The organism is Pseudomonas sp. CCOS 191, assembly GCF_001007005.1.
GTDB classification, from domain to species: Bacteria; Pseudomonadota; Gammaproteobacteria; order Pseudomonadales; family Pseudomonadaceae; genus Aquipseudomonas; species Aquipseudomonas soli.
This window is the reverse complement of record NZ_LN847264.1, coordinates 3,417,297-3,437,005: the sequence shown is the minus strand read 5'-3', so window position 1 is coordinate 3,437,005 and position 19,709 is coordinate 3,417,297. Positions and strand designations below refer to the sequence as shown.

The following is a 19,709-nucleotide window of genomic DNA, read 5'->3' as shown; positions in this document are numbered from 1 at the left end:
TTCACTTGGCGGTCCAGAACACGTAGTCGGCCTGATACTTGACGATCTGCTGCGTGCCCTTGTTCTGCGCGGTGCAGTCGCTCGCCGGCGCCACGCCGCCGCGGGTGGCCAGGCGCTGGATGTAGCTGACCCCCTGCATGGCACCTTGGCCTTCGGCTGGATTGGCCTTGACCAACTGATAGGGCAGGTCGCCTTTGGCCGCCGGAGCCACCGCCAGCTGGGTGCCGGTGACTTTCGATCCGTCCTTGGCCTGCCAGGTGGCCGGTGGGCCGAAGTAGTCCCCCACGGGTTTGCCGGCGCGGTCGTTGAGCACCGCCTTGGGGCCGACGAAGATCCATTCGGTCTGGCCGGGGGTGTTGGCCTTGTCGCGGCACTCATAGGTGATCTCGCCGACGCCGACGGTTTCGAGCATGACACTGTGGCCATCTGGGACTTTGACGGCATCCGGCAGCATGGACTGGGCGTTGGCGACCTGCAGTGCCAGGGCGAGGCTGCAGGCGAGCAGGCAGGCGGAGGATTCGATGTTCATGGGGCAGTGCTCCTGAAAGGTCATTTGGCTGGGCGCTCATGGACCGCCCATTACCAGTACCCGCCAGCCGCCGATCTGGATGCACGCTGCGCAAGAATATTCGCCCCGGCGCGCTGTTCCAGGATCGACGTGCAACGCCGAGCGCTACTCCACAGCTTCGACCAGCCCCTGGTCCTCGCCCAGGAAACCACCGCTCTGATGCCGCCACAGCCGTGCATAGGTGCCGTTCCTTTCGAGCAGTTCGGCATGGCTGCCTTGTTCGATGATGCTTCCTTCATCCATGACGATGAGCCGGTCCATGGCGGCGATCGTGGACAAGCGGTGGGCGATGGCGATGACGGTCTTGCCCTGCATCATGTCGTCGAGGCTTTCCTGGATCGCGACTTCGACCTCCGAGTCCAGGGCGCTGGTGGCTTCGTCGAGCAACAGGATCGGCGCGTTCTTGAGCATCACCCGGGCAATGGCAATGCGCTGGCGCTGGCCACCGGACAGCTTGATGCCACGCTCGCCCACCAGGGTGTCGTAACCGCTATGGCCTTGCCGATCGCTCAACTGGCTGATGAAACCATCGGCCTGGGCGTTGGCCGCGGCGCTGCGGATCTGCGCCTCGGTCGCTTCGGGGCGGCCATAGGCGATGTTGTCGCGGATGGAGCGGTGCAGCAACGACGTGTCCTGGGTGACCATGCCGATGGCGCTGCGCAGGCTGTCCTGGGTGACCTGGGCGATGTTCTGCCCGTCGATGCGGATCTCGCCGTCGTTGACGTCGTAGAAGCGCAGCAGCAGGTTGATCAGCGTGGACTTGCCGGCGCCGGAGCGGCCCACCAGGCCGACCTTTTCGCCGGGGCGGATGTGCAGGCTCAGGTCATCGAGCACCTGGCGTTCGCCGTTGTAGTTGAAGCTCACCTTGTCGAAGGTCACCGCGCCACCGCGGGTCACCAGCGTGCCGGCCTCGGGCGCATCCTGCACCTTGGGGCCGCGGGTCAGGGTGGCCATGCCGTCCTGCACGGTGCCGATGTTTTCGAACAGCGACGTCATCTGCCACATGATCCAGTGCGACATGCCGTTGATCCGCAGGGCCATGGCCGTGACCGCCGCCACGGCGCCCGCGCCGACCTGGCCCTGGTGCCAGAGCCACAGGGCATAGCCGCCGGCGCCCAGGATCAAGCCGACCACCAGCGCCTGGTTGACGATCTCGAACTGGCTGACCAGGCGCATCTGGCGAAAACCGGTGAGCTTGAAGTCTTCCATCGCCGCCCGCGCAAAGTGCGCTTCGCGTTTGGAGTGGGAGAACAGTTTCACCGTGGTGATGTTGGTGTAGGCGTCGGAGATGCGCCCGGTCATCGATGACCGCGCATGGGCCTGCTCTTGGCCGACCTTGCCCAGGCGCGGCACGAAGTACAGCATGGCCAGCCCGAACAGGGCGCCCCAGGCCAGGAACGGCAGCATCAGCTGCAGGGCGAAACCGCCGGCCAGGGCGATGATGGCGATGAAGTACACGCCGATGCCGGGCAGGACCTCGATCAGGGTGAACAACACCTCGCGCACGGCCAGCGCGGTCTGCATCACCTTGGTGGTGACCCGGCCGGAAAACTCGTCGGAGAAGAACGACAGGCTCTGGCGCAGCATCAGCCGATGGAAATCCCAGCGCAGGCGCAGCGGCAGGTTGATCGCCAGCACCTGGTGCTGCATCAGGGTGCGCAGGGCTACCAGCACGATACTGGTCAGCAGGACGATACCGATGCTCCAGAGCACACGGCTTTCCTGTTCGCTTGCGCCGCCTGCCTGCCAGGCGGGAAGCAGGTCGACCACCTGGCCAAGGAAGGAAAACAGCCAGGCTTCATAGATCGACACGCCGGCACTGAGCAGCGCGAGGGCCAGGATGTACCCGCGCGCGCCCCGCGTGCAGGCCCACAAGAAGCGCAGCAGGCCTAGCGGTGGCGGTGGAATCTCATCAGGCGGGAAGGGGTCGAGCCATCGTTCAAAAACACGCAGCATGCTGGTCTCCGGAAGGGCGCGGCGTTGATCGGCAACGCCGTAGCGATCGTGCAACCATACCGCACATCGAGGTGTTCGCCTTGCCGCTCGTGTCCTCCAGAGGTCAGCTGCTGCCCAGTGTCATCTACCGCGATCGGTCAGCAAGGCTGCGCCGCCATCCGATTGGAGACGTTGCGCCCGAGCACCAGTACCGCGACAAAACCGCAGCCCACCAGGGCCGTGGCCAGGCTCAACAGCACCGCGCTGCCCAGCTGGTCGACAATGCGCCCGCCGAAGAACGAGCCCAAGGCGATGATCACCTGGAACATGGCGACGAACAGCGGCATGCCGCGTTCGACATCCTTGGGCGCCACCACGAACATCCAGATACTGGCGCAGGCGGGGAAGGCGCCAAAGGCGAAGCCCCACAGCGCGATCAGCATCGCGGCGCCGGTCATGCCGGTGGCGAAGTAGGGGAACAGGGCGGTGCTGATACCGATCATCAGGGCGACCAGCAACAAGGTGTGACGCACACTGCGGTTGGCGGCGAAGCCGGCGAAGATGTTGCCGATCACCCCGGCCACGCCATACAGCAACAGCAGCGAACCAATGGTCGGCCCATCGAAGCCGGCGCTCTGCTTGAAGAACGGTGCGACATAGGTATAGGCGGCAAAATGCGCCAGGCCGATCAGCAATACCGCGATCAACCCGACCCGCGCTTGCGGATTGACGAACAGCGCCGGCAGGTCGCTGATGCGAATGGCTTTGTCGGGGGTGAGCCGTGGCAGCAGGAAGACCTGTGCCAGCAGCACCGGCACGCCTACCAGCGCGGTGGCCAGGAAGGTCATGCGCCAGCCCATCAGGCCACTCAGCCAGGTGCCGACCGGCACGCCCAGCACGGTGGCCAGGGTCACGCCGACCATGATGATCGAGGTGGCCTGGGCCACGCCCACACCCTTGGGTGCCAGGCGGCCACTGAGGGCAATGGCGGTGGCCCAGAAACCGCCGATGCTGATGCCCAGCAGCACGCGGCCGAACAGCAGCAGGCTGAAGTCGCTGGCGTAGGCCACGACGGCGTTGGCGAGGATCATGATCAGCGTCAGGCCGATCAGCAGGTAGCGACGGTCCAGGGCGCCGATGCCCACCGACAGCAAGGGCGCGGCGAGGGCGGCCATGATGCCGGGCAGGGTGACCATCAGGCCAGCCTGGCCGGCGCTGATGCCCAGGTCGCTGGCGACATCGTTGAGTACGCCCACCGGGAGAAACTCACTGGTGACCAGGGCGAAGGCGCCCACGGCGACCGAGAGAATTGCCAGCCACTGTTGGCTGACGCTTTGTTGACTGTGTTCGGGACGGCCGTGAGACGGCGGAGTGACGCTGGACATGGTGTTGGATTCCATGGGGGATGCCGCCTGGGGCGGACCGGGGAGCGGGAAAAATGGTTGGCGATTATAAGAGACGGTTTTGCCGAGCCGACAGGCGGGGCGCTCGATAGTAATCATCAGCCTGATCGATTGTTGTACCGCGAATACTGACCACCCCTGGCACGCCTGAACGCGCTTGCAATATACATGTGGAAATCCGTATATTCGTATCTCCATATGTTTTGGTGCAGCCATGATAACCCCGCCCGATGTGTTCAAGAGTCTGTCTGACGAAACCCGTGCTCGCGCCAGCCTGCTGATCGCCAGTCTCGGTGAGCTGTGTGTCTGCGAGCTGATGTGCGCGCTGAGCGACAGCCAGCCGAAGATCAGTCGCCACCTGGCGCAGCTGCGCAGCAGTGGCATGCTGCTGGACCGCCGCCAAGGGCAATGGGTGTATTACCGCCTCAATCCGGATCTGCCCGCCTGGGTACACGAGATCTTGCAGGCGACACTGCAGGCCAACACGCAATGGTTGGCAGAGAACACCCTGCGCCTGCAGAACATGGACGGTCGCCCCGTTCGTGACGCTGCCTGCTGCTGATCATCACTGTAGGAGGTCATCATGCTGGTAGCGATTGCAGTCTTCGTTTTCACCCTCATCCTGGTCATCTGGCAGCCGAAGGGGCTTGGCGTTGGCTGGAGCGCAGCGCTCGGTGCCCTCATCGCCCTGGCGGCAGGCGCCGTTTCGCTGCACGACATCCCGACTGTGTGGGCCATCGTCTGGAACGCCACCGTCACCTTCATCGCCGTCATCATCATCAGCCTGCTGCTGGATGAGGCCGGTTTCTTCGAGTGGGCCGCGCTGCACGTGGCGCGCTGGGCAAACGGCAGCGGCTATCGCCTGTTCGCCTTCTGTGTGCTGCTCGGCGCCGCCATGTCGGCGCTGTTCGCCAACGATGGTGCGGCGCTGATCCTCACACCTATCGTCATGTCGATGCTGCTCGCGCTGCGTTTCTCGCCCGCCGCGACACTGGCCTTCGTCATGGCCGCCGGCTTCATCGCCGACACGGCGAGCCTGCCATTGGTGGTCTCCAATCTGGTGAACATCGTCTCGGCCGACTACTTCAGGTTGGGCTTCAGCGAATACGCTGCGGTGATGGTGCCAGTGAATTTCGCCAGCGTGTCGGCAACCCTGCTGGTGCTGTTCCTGTTCTTCCGCCGTGATATCCCGAGACAGTACGCGGTCGCGGCCCTGAAGATGCCAAATGAGGCAATCCATGACCGCGCAACCTTCAAGGTGGGTGGCTGGGTGCTGCTGGTGTTGCTGATCGGCTTGTTCGCACTGGAACCACTGGGTATCCCGATCAGTGCGGTAGCAGCAACTTGTGCAGCGATCCTGTTTGCCGTCGCCGCCCGTGGCCACCGCATCTCGACCCGGCGTGTGCTGCGCGAGGCACCCTGGCAGGTGGTGATCTTTTCCCTCGGTATGTACCTGGTGGTATACGGGCTGAAGAACGCCGGCCTTACCGACATGCTCACCCACCTGTTCGACCGCCTTGCGCAGCAAGGGCTGTGGAGTGCCGCCATCGGCACCGGGCTGATCGCTGCATTGCTGTCCTCGGTCATGAACAACATGCCCAGCGTGCTGATCGGCGCTTTGTCGATCCAGGCCAGCGAGGCGCAAGGGCTGGTACGCGAGGCGATGATCTACGCCAACATCATCGGCTGCGACCTCGGCCCGAAAATCACCCCCATCGGCAGCCTCGCCACGCTGCTCTGGCTGCACGTGCTGGAGCGCAAAGGCATGCGCATCACCTGGGGTTACTACTTCAAAGTCGGCATCCTGCTGACGCTGCCAGTTCTACTGATCACCCTTTCGGCTCTGGCATTGCGCCTCAGCCTCTGAAACCCGCCACGAAGCGCAGGAGCCCTCATGCGAGTCCTATTCATGTGCACGGCCAACAGCTGCCGCAGCATCCTTTCCGAGGCTATGTTCAATCACCTGGCGCCTCACGGATTTGAAGCCGTCAGTTCCGGCAGTTTCCCGAAAGGCCAAGTGTTGCCTCGCAGCCTGACCACTTTGCAGCATGCCGGCATCTCGATCGAGGGGCTGAGCAGCAAGGGCAATGACGCGTTCGAGCGTTGCCCTCCTGACATCGTCATCACCGTTTGCGACAACGCTGCCGGCGAAGCCTGCCCGGTGTATTTCGGCCCTGCGCTGAAGACGCACTGGGGCCTGGAGGATCCGTCCGCTGTCGTGGCTGACGAAGCGTCGGTCGATGCTGCATTCCGCGCCACGCTGGCCCGGATCCAGTCTCGCTGCCAGGCCTTCTTCGCGCTGCCATTCGAAAATCTGGACCGTGAGCAGCTCAAAAACGAGCTGGATCGCATTGCTATGCTTTGAGCAGGAGGAAACATGTCCGAGCAACTGCCTAATCTCGATCTCTCGCTGTTCGATCTACCGCCAGCGGCAACCCGCTCCAGCGAGCACAAACCGCGCATCCTGTTGCTGTATGGATCGACCCGCGAACGATCCTTCAGTCGCCTGCTGGTGGAGGAAGCTGCACGCCTGCTGGAGCACTTCGGTGCCGAGACCAGGGTCTTCAATCCGTCGGGCCTGCCGCTACCCGACGATGTGCCTGTCGAGCACCCCAAGGTGCAGGAGCTGCGTGATCTGGTGCAGTGGTCGGAAGGCCAGGTCTGGTGCTCTCCAGAGCGCCACGGTGCAATGTCAGCAGTGTTCAAGGCGCAGATCGACTGGATTCCTCTGGCACTGGGTGCGGTTCGCCCCACTCAAGGCAAGACCCTGGCGGTCATGCAGGTGTGTGGCGGCTCGCAGTCATTCAACGTGGTCAACCAGTTGCGCGTGCTTGGCCGCTGGATGCGCATGTTCACCATTCCCAACCAGTCTTCGCTGCCCAAAGCCTACCTTGAGTTTGATGGCGCCGGGCGGATGAAACCCTCGCCGTACTACGATCGTGTGGTGGACGTCATGGAGGAGCTGGTGAAGTTCACCGTTCTGTTGCGCGACCGCCAGGCGTTCTTGGTGGATCGCTATTCGGAACGCAAGGAAAACGCCGAGCAACTCTCTGCCCGCGTGAACCAGCGCTCGATCTGAGGCGATGCCTCAAATATCCGCTATTGGCCGAGGGCGTCCCATAGGGGGATAGCCCGCTTGGGTCGTAAGCGAATAGATTCGAGCTGGCTTTCTACTCATGCGCGTATGCGCACCACCTGGCTGCAATCGTACTCCAAGCTGACGCTCAACGAATTGCGCTCCCAATGGAAGGGTCGGTGACACAATGACCAGATGATCCACGGTGGATCGTCTGAGGGCAAGCGTATTCAGCCGATCTGGCTCAGACATTCCTGATCCAACCAGTACCGCCCGACTTTGCACACCGGGCCCTGCATGAGTACGTTGTTCTCCTCATCAAGTTCGATGGTGATTTGACCGCCAGGCATGTGCACTGTCACCTGATCCTCAACGAACCCAAGTCGTCGTGAGACTGCCGCAGCGGCACAGCTGCTGGTGCCTGAAGATAGGGTGTAGCCCACGCCACGCTCCCAGATCTGCACCATCAGGTTTCGGCGATCGACAACCTGCACGAATTGAACATTGGTTCTGTTTGGGAACAGAGACAACCGCTCAATGGTTGGCCCGAGCTTGCGTGCAAGTGCCTCAGTCGTCTGATCGACAAACACTACGCAATGGGGATTGCCCATCGACACAAGGTTCAGCTGCAGGCGCATGCCATCGACTTCCATTGAGTGTCGTTCGGTCTCGGGGAATGTCGCCATGCCCATGGCGATGGAAATGCGTCGGCCGGAGTCGAGTACCTGGCAATAAACCTTACCCCCTTTGGTGATCAACTCGAACGGTTCGTGCGAAACGATGCCCTGATCCCAAAGGTAGCGACACAGGATTCGCAAGCCATTGCCACTCTTTTCCGCCTCGGAGCCATCGGTGTTGAAAATCTGCACTGAGAGCATCTTGCCTGGCTGGACGACAGGAACCAGGATGCCGTCACTGCCCAGTCCTCTATGCCGGTCGCATATCAGCGAAATAGCCCGGTTACAGCATTCGAATGGGGTATTGTCGTGGTAGACGAGATAGTCATTGCCAGCCGCGTGATATTTTACGAACTGCATGAGTCGTGGCACCAAATCGCTTAGGGGCGGGGAAGAATGAGTGGAGTCAGAAACATAGCACACGGCAGCTGAGGCTCTAGTGTGGTGTTTCACAGATAACGACCATAGTCACGGGACTTTCGAGCCCTTTACGGCACCAGCCCATACCGTTTTGTCACGCTGCGGCGCCTGGACTGAAAGCGTTTCTGGTGCTTGAAGGCACCTTGCGTATCGATCTGCCAGAAGGCAGCGTGTATGTGCAACCGGGTGAGCTGTATGTCGTGCCGCGTGGTGTAGAGCACAGAACGGCGGCGCAGGCGGAAACGAAACTGATGATGATCGAGCCGCGAGGCGTTTTGAACACCGGCCATGAAGGCGGGGAGCGAACTGCGGTGAATGACGTCTGGATATGAATTGACGTTGCAGGTGACGAGGCCTGAGCCTCGGTCTCAACTTCGAATTTGCTTCCTCTAGACTTCATCGCTCATGCTGGTGAACCAGTGGCGTGCACAGTGGACGCGCTCTTTGCAGCGAGAGCCACCCGCTCTCGCAGCGCTGTCGCCAGGCAGGCTGTGCAGTCACTCTGCGGTGCTTTCATATCGCACCCATCCTGCAACCTCGGAGCCCCCGACTACACGGTCTTTAGGATGAGTCCGACCTTCACAGACAGGCACCTCTGGGAAGTCAAATGGGCTCATGCCCTGAATGCAGGCCACATTAACTCCGTACTGATTGGGCGCAGAACGGCGCTGGTGGAAGGTGTAGATGCCACACTTCGAGCAGAAGTAGTGCTTTGCTTCGCGTGTGTTGAATTGATAAAGAGTAAGCGCCTCTTCCCCTTGGGTAACAGTGATGTCGCCCAGGTTAGCTGATACCGCCACGGCACCACGCATACGGCACAGAGAGCAGTTGCACCTACGCGCTGTACGCGTGCCGTCGGTCAAGCGCAATGAGAATTGCACCGTCCCACAATGGCAGGCTGCTTGGTAGACAGCGCGGTTATCGTTTGTTTCACTGAGCATGGCATTCCTCTACTTGAGTCTGGGAACGGATGGCCGGTCCGACAGGTTGGGGCGAGTATTTTGAGTCGTAAGCGATCACTCGCAGATGGTAGCGATCGCCCCAAGGCTGTCGTCGCGAAAGCCTTGCCCACTCTGGCCGCAGATCAATGGCGAGCGCAGGCATCGCAGCCAGGTCAGGCGACGCCCTTGGCCTGCTGCTCCAGATGCACCTGCAATGCCGGATCGAGTTGCAGTGCGCCGGCCAGCTCATCCAGGTAGGCCCGCTCAGCTTCCTGCTGGTCATCCACCAGCATCACGCTGGCCAGGTACATTTCTGCGGCCATGGCCGGGTCCCGCGCCGACTGCGCCACCTCGGCAGCATCGAGTGGCTTGCTGACTTCTTCATCCAGCCATTGCTGCAGTTGCGGGTCGCTGGTCTGGCGTTTGATTTCGGCGTAGATCAACTGTTCTTCCTGCTGGTCGATGCGCCCATCGGCCTTGGCCGCCGCAATCAGCGCGCGCAGGATCGCATGGCTGTGATCCTCGGCCTCGGGGCCGGACAGTTGATCCACCGTGCGGACCGCCTGCTGCGGGGCTGCCGCCTGGCTGCGCTGCCAGCTTTGATAGGCCTTGAATGCCATCATTCCCAGCGACGCCAGGGCCGCGTAGTTGACGCCGCCCGCGGAACGCCCCTGGGTAGAGCCGCCAGTGTTGCTGCCACCGCCGCTCAACAGACCGCCCAGCAAACCACCAAGGCCACCACCACCAGCCGTTGTACCGCCACCGCCAAGCAGGCCGCCAAGCAAACCACCCAAGCCGCCCAGGCTGTCTTGCGATGACCTGCCGCCGCTCCCTTGTTGCATCTGCGTAGCTTGTCCGGCCCGCAGCAGCTGTTCGAGTAGATCACTGGTATTCATGGCACCGCCCTCGTCGGTCGTGGTCGCCCAGACAAGCAACGATAGCCCCCTGAAGGCGATCCGCCATGACCGCCTGACCAATGGGGCGTTCGGCTCAATGCGTTGTCGTTGCTCGGATTGAAGGAGGGCGATAACGCCTGCGCAAGGGTGGTGGCAAAAGGCCGTATTCCTGCTCGCCTGATCCGTTGCCGCGCTATATCATTGCGCGCCCGCAGCTGAGGTGCTTGCTGATTGCAGCTGCCGATGGATCGAGACCCGCCCCAAGGATTTTTCATGCCTGGATTGCTCCGTGCGTTCGCACGTCTGTTACCGCTTGCCCTACTTACCGGCTGCGCCGCCAAATCCCCCGCCCTGGTCAGCGAGGCCCTGCAACCTGCCGCTGGTGGCCCAGTAACGTACCTGGTAGGCAGCATCGGCCCCCTTGGCCGCGATAGTGCCTACACCAACCAGCGCATCCTCCTGCGCAAACGTGGCGCGCAGGACGGCGCGGCGGCATGGTGGGGTTTCGCCGAGGTGGCCCACACCCCGAAAGACATCGAAGAGGTGCGCGGCCCCGACAAGCAGGCGCTGCCCGGCGAGGCCAGCGTGTTCGTCATGCCCCTCAAGCCTGGCGACTACGAATTCTATGACTTCCAGTTCTTCTGGAACGGCTACAACGGTGGCTACAGCTCCATCCGGGCACGGGAACAGTTCCTCGTGCCCATGCATCTGGAAGCCGGCAAGGCGTACTACATCGGCGAATTCCGTTCGCGTTGCCTCGGGCTTTCCGCGTGCCTGTTCTTCCATGGCGACCAACAGCCGCGCGATGAAGTGATCGCCCGGCGCTACACCCCCGGGTTGCCACCCCTGCAGGCCCTGAACTTGAACATGGCGCCGGCATTCCCCTTCGTCATGCAACTGCCCCAAATCGCCCAGCCGGCGAAGTGACCCGTACCCAGGAAACCCGCAATGAAAAAGACTCTGTTCCTCAGCGCCAGCCTGCTGCTGGCCGGCTGCGCAGGTACCCAGACCTTGCCCGAACCGCGCATCGAGGCAGGCCAGGACTACCTGCCGCCGATCGCGGTGATGGTCGATTCGCTCGAGCACGGCACCGAGCTGCGCAATTACCTGCGCGAGAGCGGCGTGTTCAGCAAGGTCGAGAACGGTGCCGCCGGCGAAGGGGAGACCCAGGTGATGGTCAAGCTGGATGCCCAGCCCAAGGTCGCGCCATTTCCTCTACTGTTCCTCAGTGCCGCCACTCTGTTCCTCTTGCCCTTGCAGAGTGACCTGGACACCAAGGCCGACTTCACCGTGATGCGTGATGGCAAGGTGCTCAAGCGCTATCACTATGAGAACTACATGGCCAAGTACGCCTGGCTGCTCGACCTCGGTGTTCCTGAACGCGAGGAAAACATCCGGAGGGTCGCCCGTGCTTTCGCCCGTGACATGCAGGCCGCCAACCTGGCCAGCAAGCCGCTGGAGGCGCAGCGATGAACAACCTGGTCAAGGTGGCGCTGATGGCGGCCGGGCTGGCATTGCTCGGCGGCTGCAACCCGTCGATGAAGCCGCTGGGCTATCACGCGCAAAAGCCCTATGTGCCGATGAGCCTGTTGGTGCTGCCGGATGGCTACACCCGCTTCGACGTCCAGAAGCGCGACGAGCTGACCAAGGCGGTCAGGTCGTCCGGCGCGTTCTCTTTCGTCGACCACGGACTGCCGCGCAAGGGTTACGCCCTGGTCATCAGCCAACCGCCAGGGGAGGGGGCTGGTTTTCTGGTCGTACTCAACGCCCTTACGCTGCTGACGTTCCCGATGCCGTACAGCTATGTGCACAACCTTACCGGCAAGGTCTACAAGGATGGCGAGCTGCTGCGCACCTTCAGCTACAAGCGTGAGGGCATGAGTGTGGGCGCCTGGTATGTGCCGCCGCCGAACACCGAGAACCAACGGCAAATGCTGACTGAACTGATGCGCGACCTGGAGGCCAGTGCGCTGATTCCCCATGTCGATGATGCGGGGCAGGTTGGGCTGGTCGAGCAGTAGCGAGCCGTGGACAGGGCGAACAAACCCTCCGAGGGTGGACGTCAGAGGCTATCCGGATCTCCAAAGAACATCTGTATCCGCGACCTCAACCACCGCTCCGCCGGATCATTATCCTGCGCCCCGCGCCAGGCCATGTGCAGCTCGAAGCTGCGCACCTCCAGCGGCAGGTCCTCGGCCCGCAGGCCGCCTGCGGCGGTGAGCGCATCGGCGGTGTAATCCGGCACCGTGGCAACAATATCGGTCCCCGCCAGCAAGCTCCCCAATCCGTTGAACTGCGGCACGGCCAGCACCACGTGGCGCTTGCGGCCGATCTCCTCCAGCGCCTCGTCGATGAACCCGGACAGGTCGCCGGCGAACGACACCAGTGCATGGGGCCGGGCGCAGAAGTCGTCCAGGGTGATGTTGCCGGGCATGCTGTCGGCGCGCAGCAGCTTGGGCATGCTGCGGCGCAGTACCTTGCGCTTGGCGTTGGCTGGCAGGTCGCTGGTGTAGCTCACGCCCACCGAGATTTCGCCGGAGGCCAGCAGGGTGGGCATCAGCAGGTAGTTGACCCGGCGCACCACCAGCACGATGCCGGGCGCCTCGGCGCGGATGCGCTTGAGCAGCTGGGGCAGCAGGGCGAATTCGGCGTCATCCGACAGGCCGATGCGGAACACTGCGTTGCTGGTGGCCGGGTCGAACTCGGCGGCGCGGCTGACGGCGGTGGAGATCGAGTCCAGCGCCGGCGACAGCAGGGCGAAGATTTCGTGGGCGCGCGCCGACGGCTCCATGCTGCGTCCGGTGCGCACGAACAATGGGTCGTCGAACAGGTTGCGCAGGCGCGACAGCGCGGCGCTGATCGCCGGCTGGCCGAGGAACAGTTTCTCGGCGGCGCGGGTCACGCTGCGTTCGTGCATCAGCGTCTCGAACACGATCAGCAGGTTGAGGTCTACGCGACGCAAGTCGTTACGATTCATTCGATGCGGCTCGCCTGAAGTGGGGCAGGGGTGAATCTTAAGGCCAAAGGCTGGTACCCTGCACCGATTTCCGGGTGCCAATGCACAGATTTGTCAGGGGCCCAATCAATGACAGGCATGTCGACTATTAACAGCCACTGATGGTCCAACCGTGAAAGCCCGGATAAAGTCCGTGGTAATACGAGATTCACAAAGGCGAGGTATGCGATGTCCCGCATGATCCGTTTCCACAAGTTCGGCCAGGCCGATGTGCTCCGTTGCGAGGAGCAGGCCGAACCGTCCCCGGCCACCGGCGAGGTGCAGATCCGCGTCGAGGCGATCGGCATCAGCTGGTACGACGTGCTCTGGCGGCAGAACCTGGCGCCGTCCCAGGCGCGGCTGCCGGCGGGTATCGGCCATGAGATGGCCGGCGTGGTCACCGCGGTCGGCGAGGGCGTGGACGATATCGCGGTGGGCGACCGGGTCGCCAGCTTCCCGGCCACCAGCCCCAACGACCATCCGGTCTACGGTGACGTGATCGTGCTGCCGCGCAGCGCCATCACCCGTTACCCTGACGTGCTGACCCCGATCGAGGCCAGCGTGCACTACACCCCGCTGCTGATCGCCTACTTCGCCTATGTCGACCTGGCCCGGGCCAAGGCCGGGCAGACCGCGCTGGTCACCGACGCCAGCCACTGCGCCGGGCCGGCCTTCGTGCAGCTGGGCAAGGCCCTGGGGTTGAAGGTGTTCGCTGCCACCAAGGAACCCGAGCAGCGTGAATACCTGCTGGGCCTGGGCGCGGACAAGGTGATCGTCACCGAGGAGCAGGACCTGCTGATGCAGATCGGCAAGTACACCGATGGCCGTGGCGTGGACATGGTCCTCGACGGCATGGGCGGCCCGCAGATGTCGCTGCTCGGCGATGTCCTGGCACCGCGCGGCAACCTGGTGCTGTATGGCCTGCAGGGCGGCAACCAGACGCCGTTCCCGGCCTGCGCGGCGTTCCAGAAGAACATCCAGTTCCATGTGCACTGCATCGGCAACTTCACCGGCAAGCCGGAGCTGGGCATCACCCAGGACCAGGTGGCGTTGCAGCGGGCCTTGCGCGACATCAACCAGTTCACCGCCGACCAGCTGCTGACGCCGCAGATCATCAAGGTGTACCCGTTCGAGCAGGTGGTCGAGGCGCACCGGCATATGGACGCCTGCCCTTGCGGTGGCCGGGTGGTGCTGGACATGGGCGGGCAGGGCTGACGCTGCCGACGCCTGCGTCGGGTAAGCCTGCTTCTCCCGCCGTGACATGACGCCCGCCCTGCAGGGGCGGGCTTTGCCTTGTGGCCTCGCCACCAAACATAGCTAATTTTCCTACCCGGTTTTGGGAAGTTTCCTTCAAGCCCGGTCAGCTATTCATCTGCCAGAATCGGACTTCAATTCGAAGCCGTCAGGGAGATGGAGCGATAGCATGACCGAGACCCACGACCAAGCCATGCACTATATCTACCAGCAGGTCCTGCAACGCCTGCTGGAGCACATGAGCCAGGCCCAGCGCGCCTCGGTGCAGTTGCTGATCCAGCGCCTGCTGGTCATCGCCGGTGGCCAGGACTGCATCGGCAACCTGCGGGTCCTGGCCCTGCACGGCGTGGACCGGCGCAGTGCGCATCTGCTGGCCTGCCTGCGCGCCGCGCAACTGAGTATCGCCATTCGCCACGCCGCCACCTTCCGCCTGCGGGTGCTGGCGGTTCGCCTGCCCACCCTTGACGACACCGCCCTGGCCCTTCACGACCGTTGCTTCAGCGCACTGTTCCTGCACGATGATCCGCGGGTGGAGCTGTTGCGCGCCGATGGCGGGCAGCTCGGCCCGTTCGGTGCCCGACAGGCCTGTTCGGCCGAACAATTGGCCGCTGCGGGTAACGCCTGGCTGCTGTTCGGGCACCTCGCCGGCGGGCAACCGGGGGCTTTGCTCGGGGCCAGGGGGTATCTGGATGTGGGGGCCAGCCTTGGGCAGGTGCTGGGTGGGCAAGACGGCGAGCAACTCCTGGTCAGCGCCGCGCCGCTTGCCCAGCGCCACCGCCTGCTGGCCTGGGGGCGGCGTTGCCTGCGCCATAGCGGGGAGGTTGCGCACACCGTGACACCCCACAGCGTACTGGCCGCCGGTGTCGAACAGCTGCACCAGGTGCTGTCCGACCCTTGGCAGCCGGTAACAGCGCCCAAGCATGATCAGCCCTGGAGCGATACCCACCTGATGACCGTGGAGGATCTGCTGCGCCATCCCGATGACGGTGGGCACCTTGACCGCATGCTTGGGCGGGAGGAGGCGCAGGCCTGGCACGCCCAGGGGCCGGCCGGGTTGTTCGACCCCTTGCCGCTGGCCCACCTGCATGGCCTCAAGGCGCAGTACCTTGAGCAGCGTACCTATCGTGAGGGCGCGCAGGCGTTCTATCAGCGCTTGCGCCAGCCGTCGGTGGCCTGGCCGCAGGGGCGGGCGTTGCGCGACGAGGCGAAGGCGCGACTGCTTGCGGCATACGGCGTCAATGAAGCGCAGCTGGTCTGCCAACTGTTCACCCCCTTCGACGCGCAGGGGCACAACCTTGAAGCCTTTGTGCTGCGCTGCCATCCCGGTATGCGCGTGGCGTTGCCGTACCTGCACCGTGCCCTGCAGGGGCGGACTTGTCCGGAGCCTGTCAGCCAGTGGCTGGTGGACACCAGCGGCCTGCAGCTTGCGCAGTTGCGGGCGCTGTACGCCGGCACGCTCGGCAGCCAGGCACGGCGCCTGTACCAGTTGCTGGGGCGGCGCGACCTGTGGCTTCGGCCGCTGCCGGCTGGTGCGTGGAGCAGCGCCTGACCGTTGATCCAGCGCGCTTGCTTCAGAGGGCGATCTGTATGTATAACCAGTGCTTGTTCCCCCGCGGCCGACCTGCACCGTGATCGCCCATTCCGTCGATGATCCCTTGTACTACCTGTATAACTTCCGTCAGGTCCTGAGCTGGGTCGGGCAACGCTACGCCGACCTGCTGGACCACGACGAGCACGCTTTCATCGAGGCGTTCGGCAAGCTGCCGGCATCCGCGCAGGCCTTGCTGGTACGGATGGTCATGCGCAAGGGCGAGTGGTTTCGCAGGGACAAGCTCGACTACGCGGAGATCGGCGATACCGACGCGGCCCTGGGGCCGTTGCTGGCTTTGGGCTGGGTAGCAGCCGACGCACCGTTGGCCGTCGAGCAATTGTGGGCTTTGCTGCGCAAGGACGAGCTGGCCGGGCTTTTCGCCGGGAAAATTCCTCGGCCTCGGGCGAGCAAGGCCGAATTGCTGGAACAGCTGCAGGCACTCGAGTTGGCGCCCAGGCCCCTGGCACAGTGGTGCCCCGATTTCCCGACGCTGCTCCTGCACTGGAGCCGGCAGCCGTTATGCGACCGGTTGCGGCTGTTGTTCTTTGGCAACCTGTACCAGAGCTGGTCCGATTTCGTGCTCGCCGACCTGGGCGTGTTCCGTTACGAACAGGTGGCGTTCAGCGCCGATTCGCGAGCCTTGCGCCAGCGGACGGAGGTTGACCTGGCCATGGCCCTGCACCAGTGCGCCGAGCGCCTGGAGCAGGGCGCTGCGCCCGCCGAACTGCTCGCGGCACTCGCGGGCCTGGACCACAGCAACCCCTGGTTGGTCCGACGTCGGGCGCGGCTGCTGTTCAGCATCGGCCAGCAATGCGAGCGTGCTGGCGACTGGGAGCTGGCGTTGCAGGTCTATGCCGACTGCGCCCACCCCGAGGCGCGCATCCGTCAGGTCCGGGTCTATGAGCGCAGCGAGCAGTGGCAGCCGGCACTCGCATTGGCCCAGGCCATGGCCCAGGCGCCTGCCAACGCGTTGGAGCGCCAGGCACTGGAGCGCATGCTGCCACGCCTGGCGCGCAAGCTCGGCGGCCCGCCACAACCGCGTCGGCGCACGAGCGCGGTCACGCTCATCGAGCTGGAACTGCCGGTCGCGATGGCCGCACTGGGGGTGGAAGAGGCGGTGCGTCAGCACCTGGAACAGCAGGGCGGGGCTGCCCACTATGTCGAGAACACCTTGTTCAACAGCCTGTTCGGCCTGCTGTGCTGGGAGGCGATCTTCGCCCCGGTACCAGGTGCTTTCTTCAACCCATTCCAGGCCGGGCCGCAAGACCTGCACGACAGCGATTTCCAGCAGCGTCGCGGCGCACTGTTCGACACCTGCCTGCGGCGCCTGGACGACGGCAGCTACCGTCAGGCCATTCGCGATTGCCATGCGGCCAAGCAAGGCCTGCAGTCGCCGTTCGTGTTCTGGCAGATGCTCGACGAGCCACTGCTCGAACAGGCACTCGAGCACTTGCCGCCCGAGCATTTGAAAGCCTGCTTCCTGCGTTTGCTGCAGGACATCCGCGCCAACCGCGCCGGCATGCCCGACCTTATCCAGTTCTGGCCGGGGCAGGGCGGCTATCGCATGGTCGAGGTCAAGGGACCGGGCGACCGTTTGCAGGACAACCAGCTGCGCTGGCTCGAGTTCTGCCATACCCACGGGCTGCCGGTGGCGGTCTGCCATGTGCGCTGGCAGGCCACGCCGGCATGAGCTACACCGTGGCCGTGCGCGCCCTGTGCGAATTCAGCGCCAAGGTCGGCGACCTCGACCTGCGCTTCACGCCGTCGCCCAGTGCCCAGGAAGGCATTGCCGGGCACCGCCGGGTGGTGGCCAAGCGCGGCGCCGGCTATGAGTCGGAGGTGGCGCTGGAGGGCGAATACCAAGGCCTGAGGGTGCGCGGCCGTGCCGATGGCTACGACCCGGTACGCAACCGGCTGGAAGAGATCAAGACCCATCGCGGCGACCTCGCCCGCCAGCCCGACAATCATCGCCAACTGCACTGGGCCCAGGCCAAGGTCTACGCCTGGCTGCTGTGCCAGGCGCGGCAGTTGCCGGCGATCGACGTGGCGCTGGTGTACCTGGACGTCGACAGCGACGGCCAGACCGTGATCAACGAGCATTACGGCGCCGACGACCTCAGGCGCTTTTTCGAGGCCCAATGCCAGCGCTTCCTGGCCTGGGCGCAGGCGCAGGAGCGACGCCTGGTTGAACGTGACCGGGGCCTGCAGGCCCTGAGCTTTCCTTACCCTGCGTTCCGTCAAGGCCAGCGGCAACTGGCCGAGACCCTGTACAAGGCGGTGAGCACCGGCCGTTGCCTGATGGCCCAGGCCAGCACCGGCATCGGCAAGACCCTCGGTACCCTGTTTCCGCTGCTCAAGGCCGTGGTGCCGCAGCACTTGGACAAGCTCTACTTCCTCACGGCCAAGACCCCGGGCCGGGCCCTGGCCCTCGATGCGCTGCGCCAGATTACACAGGCGTCGCCGCAACCGGCCCTGCGCAGCCTGGAGCTGATCGCCCGCGACAAGGCTTGCGAGTTTCCGCAAAACGCCTGCCATGGCGAGTCCTGCCCCTTGGCGCGGGGCTTCTACGACCGCCTGCCCGCCGCCCGTGAAGCGGCCGCGCAGGTGCCGCTGCTCGACCGCGCCAGCCTGCGCGAGGTGGCCCTGGCGCATCAGGTCTGCCCCTATTACCTGGGGCAGGAGATGGCGCGCTGGGTCGACCTGCTGGTGGCCGACTACAACTACTACTTCGACGCCCATGCGCTGCTGTTCGGCCTGGCCCAGGCCAACCAGTGGCGCACGGCGGTGTTGGTGGACGAGGCGCACAACCTGGTCGAGCGCGGGCGGCAGATGTACAGCGCCAGCCTCGACCAGGGCCAGTTGCTGGCGCTGCGCCAGGGCAAGCCGGCCGGGCTGGGCAGCGCCCTCGACCGGCTGAATCGACAATGGAATGCGTTGTACAAGGCGCAGGTCGCGCCCTACCAGGCCAGCGAACAGTTGCCCGACGCTTTCCTGCGTGCCCTGCAGCAATGCATCGGGCTGATCCAGGAACGCATGAACCAGGCGCCCGCCGAGGTCGAGCCCAAGGTGCTGGAATTCTACTTCCAGGCCTTGCAGTTCAGCCGTATCGCCGAGTTGTTCGACGAGCACTTCCTGTTCGATATCAGCCCGCGCAACGGCCCGCGTGGGCGGCGCCTGGCCACGTTGTGCCTGCGCAACGTGGTGCCTGCCCGGCTGCTGGGCCCCCGCATGAGCGCGGCGCGCAGCGTCACGCTGTTTTCCGCCACGCTCAATCCCCGGCACTTCTACAGCGACCTGCTGGGCATGCCGGCCGACACTGCCTGGCTGGAGGTCGCCGCGCCGTTTCGCGCCGAGCAGTTGCAGGTGCGTATCGTCAGCGAAGTATCCACCCGCTACCAGCAGCGCCAGGCCTCACTGGCGCCGATCGTCGAACTGATTGCCGCCCAGTTTGCCGGCCAGCCGGGCAACTACCTGGCCTTCTTCAGCAGCTTCGAGTACCTCGAGCAGGTGGCGCGGCTGCTGGCCGAACGCTACCCGGCGCTACCCATCTGGTGTCAGTCCCCCGGCATGGACGAGGCCTGCCGCGAGGCCTTCCTGGCGCGTTTCGTGGAGCACGGGCAAGGAGTGGGCTTCGCCGTGCTCGGTGGCGCCTTCGGCGAGGGCGTCGACCTGCCGGGCACTCGCCTGATCGGCGCCTTCGTCGCCACACTCGGCCTGCCCCAGGTCAATCCGGTCAACGAGCAGTTCAAACAGCGCCTGGGCCGGCAGTTCGGCGCCGGTTTCGACTATGCGTATCTCTATCCGGGGGTGCGCAAGGTGATCCAGGCCGCCGGCCGGGTGATCCGCGGCGACCACGACCGCGGCGTGCTGGTACTGATCGACGAGCGCTTTGCCGAACCGCGGGTGCGGCAGATGTTCCCCGGCTGGTGGCAACTGGCGTGAACGCCGCCATC

19 protein-coding genes and 1 pseudogene are annotated in these 19,709 nt (G+C 64.3%); 12 read left to right on the top strand and 8 right to left on the bottom strand.

Features of this window, described 5'->3' with window-relative positions; all coding sequences use genetic code 11:
- Position 1: 1 nt before the first annotated feature.
- The 3 genes from CCOS191_RS15220 to CCOS191_RS15210 form a co-directional block, all read right to left on the bottom strand.
- Positions 2 to 529, bottom strand: coding sequence for a DUF3455 domain-containing protein (locus CCOS191_RS15220; RefSeq protein WP_046855938.1), 528 nt, complete (start codon positions 527 to 529; stop codon positions 2 to 4).
- A 144-nt stretch (positions 530 to 673) separates the two neighbouring features.
- Positions 674 to 2,524, bottom strand: coding sequence for an ABC transporter ATP-binding protein (locus CCOS191_RS15215; protein ID WP_046855937.1), 1,851 nt, complete (start codon positions 2,522 to 2,524; stop codon positions 674 to 676).
- Between the two features lie 137 nt (positions 2,525 to 2,661).
- Positions 2,662 to 3,888, bottom strand: a complete 1,227-nt coding sequence (locus CCOS191_RS15210; protein ID WP_046857811.1) for an MFS transporter — start codon at positions 3,886 to 3,888, stop codon at positions 2,662 to 2,664.
- A gap of 232 nt (positions 3,889 to 4,120) precedes the next feature.
- Between CCOS191_RS15210 and CCOS191_RS15205 the strand changes: the two genes are divergently transcribed.
- The 4 genes from CCOS191_RS15205 to arsH are packed head-to-tail and all read left to right on the top strand — an operon-like array spanning position 4,121 to position 6,985.
- Positions 4,121 to 4,468, top strand: coding sequence for a metalloregulator ArsR/SmtB family transcription factor (locus CCOS191_RS15205; protein ID WP_046855936.1), 348 nt, complete (start codon positions 4,121 to 4,123; stop codon positions 4,466 to 4,468).
- A 21-nt stretch (positions 4,469 to 4,489) separates the two neighbouring features.
- Positions 4,490 to 5,773 (top strand): arsenic transporter, encoded by a 1,284-nt coding sequence (locus CCOS191_RS15200; RefSeq protein ID WP_046855935.1) that lies wholly within the window; start codon positions 4,490 to 4,492, stop codon positions 5,771 to 5,773.
- 27 nt (positions 5,774 to 5,800) lie between these two features.
- Positions 5,801 to 6,271, top strand: a complete 471-nt coding sequence (locus tag CCOS191_RS15195; protein WP_046855934.1) for an arsenate reductase ArsC — start codon at positions 5,801 to 5,803, stop codon at positions 6,269 to 6,271.
- Positions 6,272 to 6,283: 12 nt separating this feature from the next.
- Entirely contained in the window at positions 6,284 to 6,985 is a 702-nt protein-coding gene (gene arsH / locus CCOS191_RS15190; RefSeq protein WP_046855933.1) for an arsenical resistance protein ArsH, read from the top strand.
- 9 nt (positions 6,986 to 6,994) lie between these two features.
- Here arsH and CCOS191_RS28585 read toward each other — a convergent pair whose 3' ends face one another.
- Both CCOS191_RS28585 and dapF read right to left on the bottom strand, forming a co-directional pair.
- Complete coding sequence (locus tag CCOS191_RS28585; RefSeq protein ID WP_156177597.1) at positions 6,995 to 7,234, bottom strand: VOC family protein; 240 nt, start codon at positions 7,232 to 7,234, stop codon at positions 6,995 to 6,997.
- On the bottom strand, positions 7,213 to 8,019 hold the full coding sequence (dapF, locus tag CCOS191_RS15185; protein ID WP_046855932.1) for a diaminopimelate epimerase: 807 nt from the start codon (positions 8,017 to 8,019) through the stop codon (positions 7,213 to 7,215). Before dapF ends, CCOS191_RS28585 begins: the two co-directional genes overlap by 22 nt.
- Before the next feature lie 176 nt (positions 8,020 to 8,195).
- Between dapF and CCOS191_RS27450 the strand changes: the two are divergent.
- Positions 8,196 to 8,411: pseudogene (locus CCOS191_RS27450) on the top strand (cupin domain-containing protein); the annotation flags it as partial.
- A gap of 165 nt (positions 8,412 to 8,576) precedes the next feature.
- Here CCOS191_RS27450 and CCOS191_RS27445 read toward each other — a convergent pair.
- Together CCOS191_RS27445 and CCOS191_RS15180 are read right to left on the bottom strand one after the other, a co-directional pair.
- The gene (locus CCOS191_RS27445) at positions 8,577 to 9,020 is read right to left on the bottom strand and encodes a GFA family protein (protein WP_082120430.1); all 444 of its coding nucleotides are present in this window, start codon (positions 9,018 to 9,020) and stop codon (positions 8,577 to 8,579) included.
- Between the two features lie 173 nt (positions 9,021 to 9,193).
- On the bottom strand, positions 9,194 to 9,916 hold the full coding sequence (locus CCOS191_RS15180) for a tellurite resistance TerB family protein (protein ID WP_046855931.1): 723 nt from the start codon (positions 9,914 to 9,916) through the stop codon (positions 9,194 to 9,196).
- Between the two features lie 273 nt (positions 9,917 to 10,189).
- Here CCOS191_RS15180 and CCOS191_RS15175 point away from each other — a divergent pair, with 273 nt between their 5' ends.
- From CCOS191_RS15175 to CCOS191_RS15165, 3 genes are read left to right on the top strand one after another with little or no spacing between them, the layout of a single operon-like run.
- On the top strand, positions 10,190 to 10,843 hold the full coding sequence (locus CCOS191_RS15175) for a hypothetical protein (RefSeq protein WP_046855930.1): 654 nt from the start codon (positions 10,190 to 10,192) through the stop codon (positions 10,841 to 10,843).
- A 21-nt stretch (positions 10,844 to 10,864) separates the two neighbouring features.
- Positions 10,865 to 11,389, top strand: a complete 525-nt coding sequence (locus CCOS191_RS15170) for a hypothetical protein (RefSeq protein WP_046855929.1) — start codon at positions 10,865 to 10,867, stop codon at positions 11,387 to 11,389.
- Positions 11,386 to 11,937 carry a hypothetical protein gene (locus CCOS191_RS15165; RefSeq protein ID WP_046855928.1) on the top strand — a complete coding sequence of 184 codons (552 nt, stop codon included), beginning with the start codon at positions 11,386 to 11,388 and terminating at the stop codon, positions 11,935 to 11,937. The genes CCOS191_RS15170 and CCOS191_RS15165 overlap by 4 nt, the downstream gene beginning before the upstream one ends.
- A 41-nt stretch (positions 11,938 to 11,978) precedes the next feature.
- On the opposite strand, the gene CCOS191_RS15160 is transcribed toward CCOS191_RS15165, so the two are convergent.
- Complete coding sequence (locus tag CCOS191_RS15160) at positions 11,979 to 12,893, bottom strand: LysR family transcriptional regulator (RefSeq protein WP_046855927.1); 915 nt, start codon at positions 12,891 to 12,893, stop codon at positions 11,979 to 11,981.
- A 207-nt stretch (positions 12,894 to 13,100) separates the two neighbouring features.
- Between CCOS191_RS15160 and CCOS191_RS15155 the strand changes: the two genes are divergently transcribed.
- The 4 genes from CCOS191_RS15155 (at position 13,101) to CCOS191_RS15140 (ending at position 19,698) form a co-directional block, all read left to right on the top strand.
- The gene (locus CCOS191_RS15155; RefSeq protein WP_046855926.1) at positions 13,101 to 14,126 is read left to right on the top strand and encodes a zinc-dependent alcohol dehydrogenase family protein; all 1,026 of its coding nucleotides are present in this window, start codon (positions 13,101 to 13,103) and stop codon (positions 14,124 to 14,126) included.
- Positions 14,127 to 14,334: 208 nt separating this feature from the next.
- Positions 14,335 to 15,714: a hypothetical protein gene (locus CCOS191_RS15150; RefSeq protein WP_046855925.1), complete on the top strand. Its 1,380-nt coding sequence runs from the start codon at positions 14,335 to 14,337 to the stop codon at positions 15,712 to 15,714.
- 79 nt (positions 15,715 to 15,793) lie between these two features.
- Entirely contained in the window at positions 15,794 to 17,446 is a 1,653-nt protein-coding gene (locus CCOS191_RS15145; protein ID WP_046855924.1) for a VRR-NUC domain-containing protein, read from the top strand.
- Complete coding sequence (locus tag CCOS191_RS15140) at positions 17,443 to 19,698, top strand: ATP-dependent DNA helicase (RefSeq protein ID WP_046855923.1); 2,256 nt, start codon at positions 17,443 to 17,445, stop codon at positions 19,696 to 19,698. Before CCOS191_RS15145 ends, CCOS191_RS15140 begins: the two co-directional genes overlap by 4 nt.
- Positions 19,699 to 19,709 lie beyond the last annotated feature (11 nt).

What these genes read in the sequence shown, in the direction of transcription:
- CCOS191_RS15220 (WP_046855938.1), bottom strand. Translation starts at nt 529, where the DNA reads ATGAACATCGAATCCTCCGCCTGCCTGCTCGCCTGCAGCCTCGCCCTG.
- CCOS191_RS15215 (WP_046855937.1), bottom strand. Translation starts at nt 2,524, where the DNA reads ATGCTGCGTGTTTTTGAACGATGGCTCGACCCCTTCCCGCCTGATGAG.
- CCOS191_RS15210 (WP_046857811.1), bottom strand. Translation starts at nt 3,888, where the DNA reads ATGTCCAGCGTCACTCCGCCGTCTCACGGCCGTCCCGAACACAGTCAA.
- CCOS191_RS15205 (WP_046855936.1), top strand. Translation starts at nt 4,121, where the DNA reads ATGATAACCCCGCCCGATGTGTTCAAGAGTCTGTCTGACGAAACCCGT.
- CCOS191_RS15200 (WP_046855935.1), top strand. Translation starts at nt 4,490, where the DNA reads ATGCTGGTAGCGATTGCAGTCTTCGTTTTCACCCTCATCCTGGTCATC.
- CCOS191_RS15195 (WP_046855934.1), top strand. Translation starts at nt 5,801, where the DNA reads ATGCGAGTCCTATTCATGTGCACGGCCAACAGCTGCCGCAGCATCCTT.
- arsH (WP_046855933.1), top strand. Translation starts at nt 6,284, where the DNA reads ATGTCCGAGCAACTGCCTAATCTCGATCTCTCGCTGTTCGATCTACCG.
- CCOS191_RS28585 (WP_156177597.1), bottom strand. Translation starts at nt 7,234, where the DNA reads ATGTCTGAGCCAGATCGGCTGAATACGCTTGCCCTCAGACGATCCACC.
- dapF (WP_046855932.1), bottom strand. Translation starts at nt 8,019, where the DNA reads ATGCAGTTCGTAAAATATCACGCGGCTGGCAATGACTATCTCGTCTAC.
- CCOS191_RS27445 (WP_082120430.1), bottom strand. Translation starts at nt 9,020, where the DNA reads ATGCTCAGTGAAACAAACGATAACCGCGCTGTCTACCAAGCAGCCTGC.
- CCOS191_RS15180 (WP_046855931.1), bottom strand. Translation starts at nt 9,916, where the DNA reads ATGAATACCAGTGATCTACTCGAACAGCTGCTGCGGGCCGGACAAGCT.
- CCOS191_RS15175 (WP_046855930.1), top strand. Translation starts at nt 10,190, where the DNA reads ATGCCTGGATTGCTCCGTGCGTTCGCACGTCTGTTACCGCTTGCCCTA.
- CCOS191_RS15170 (WP_046855929.1), top strand. Translation starts at nt 10,865, where the DNA reads ATGAAAAAGACTCTGTTCCTCAGCGCCAGCCTGCTGCTGGCCGGCTGC.
- CCOS191_RS15165 (WP_046855928.1), top strand. Translation starts at nt 11,386, where the DNA reads ATGAACAACCTGGTCAAGGTGGCGCTGATGGCGGCCGGGCTGGCATTG.
- CCOS191_RS15160 (WP_046855927.1), bottom strand. Translation starts at nt 12,893, where the DNA reads ATGAATCGTAACGACTTGCGTCGCGTAGACCTCAACCTGCTGATCGTG.
- CCOS191_RS15155 (WP_046855926.1), top strand. Translation starts at nt 13,101, where the DNA reads ATGTCCCGCATGATCCGTTTCCACAAGTTCGGCCAGGCCGATGTGCTC.
- CCOS191_RS15150 (WP_046855925.1), top strand. Translation starts at nt 14,335, where the DNA reads ATGACCGAGACCCACGACCAAGCCATGCACTATATCTACCAGCAGGTC.
- CCOS191_RS15140 (WP_046855923.1), top strand. Translation starts at nt 17,443, where the DNA reads ATGAGCTACACCGTGGCCGTGCGCGCCCTGTGCGAATTCAGCGCCAAG.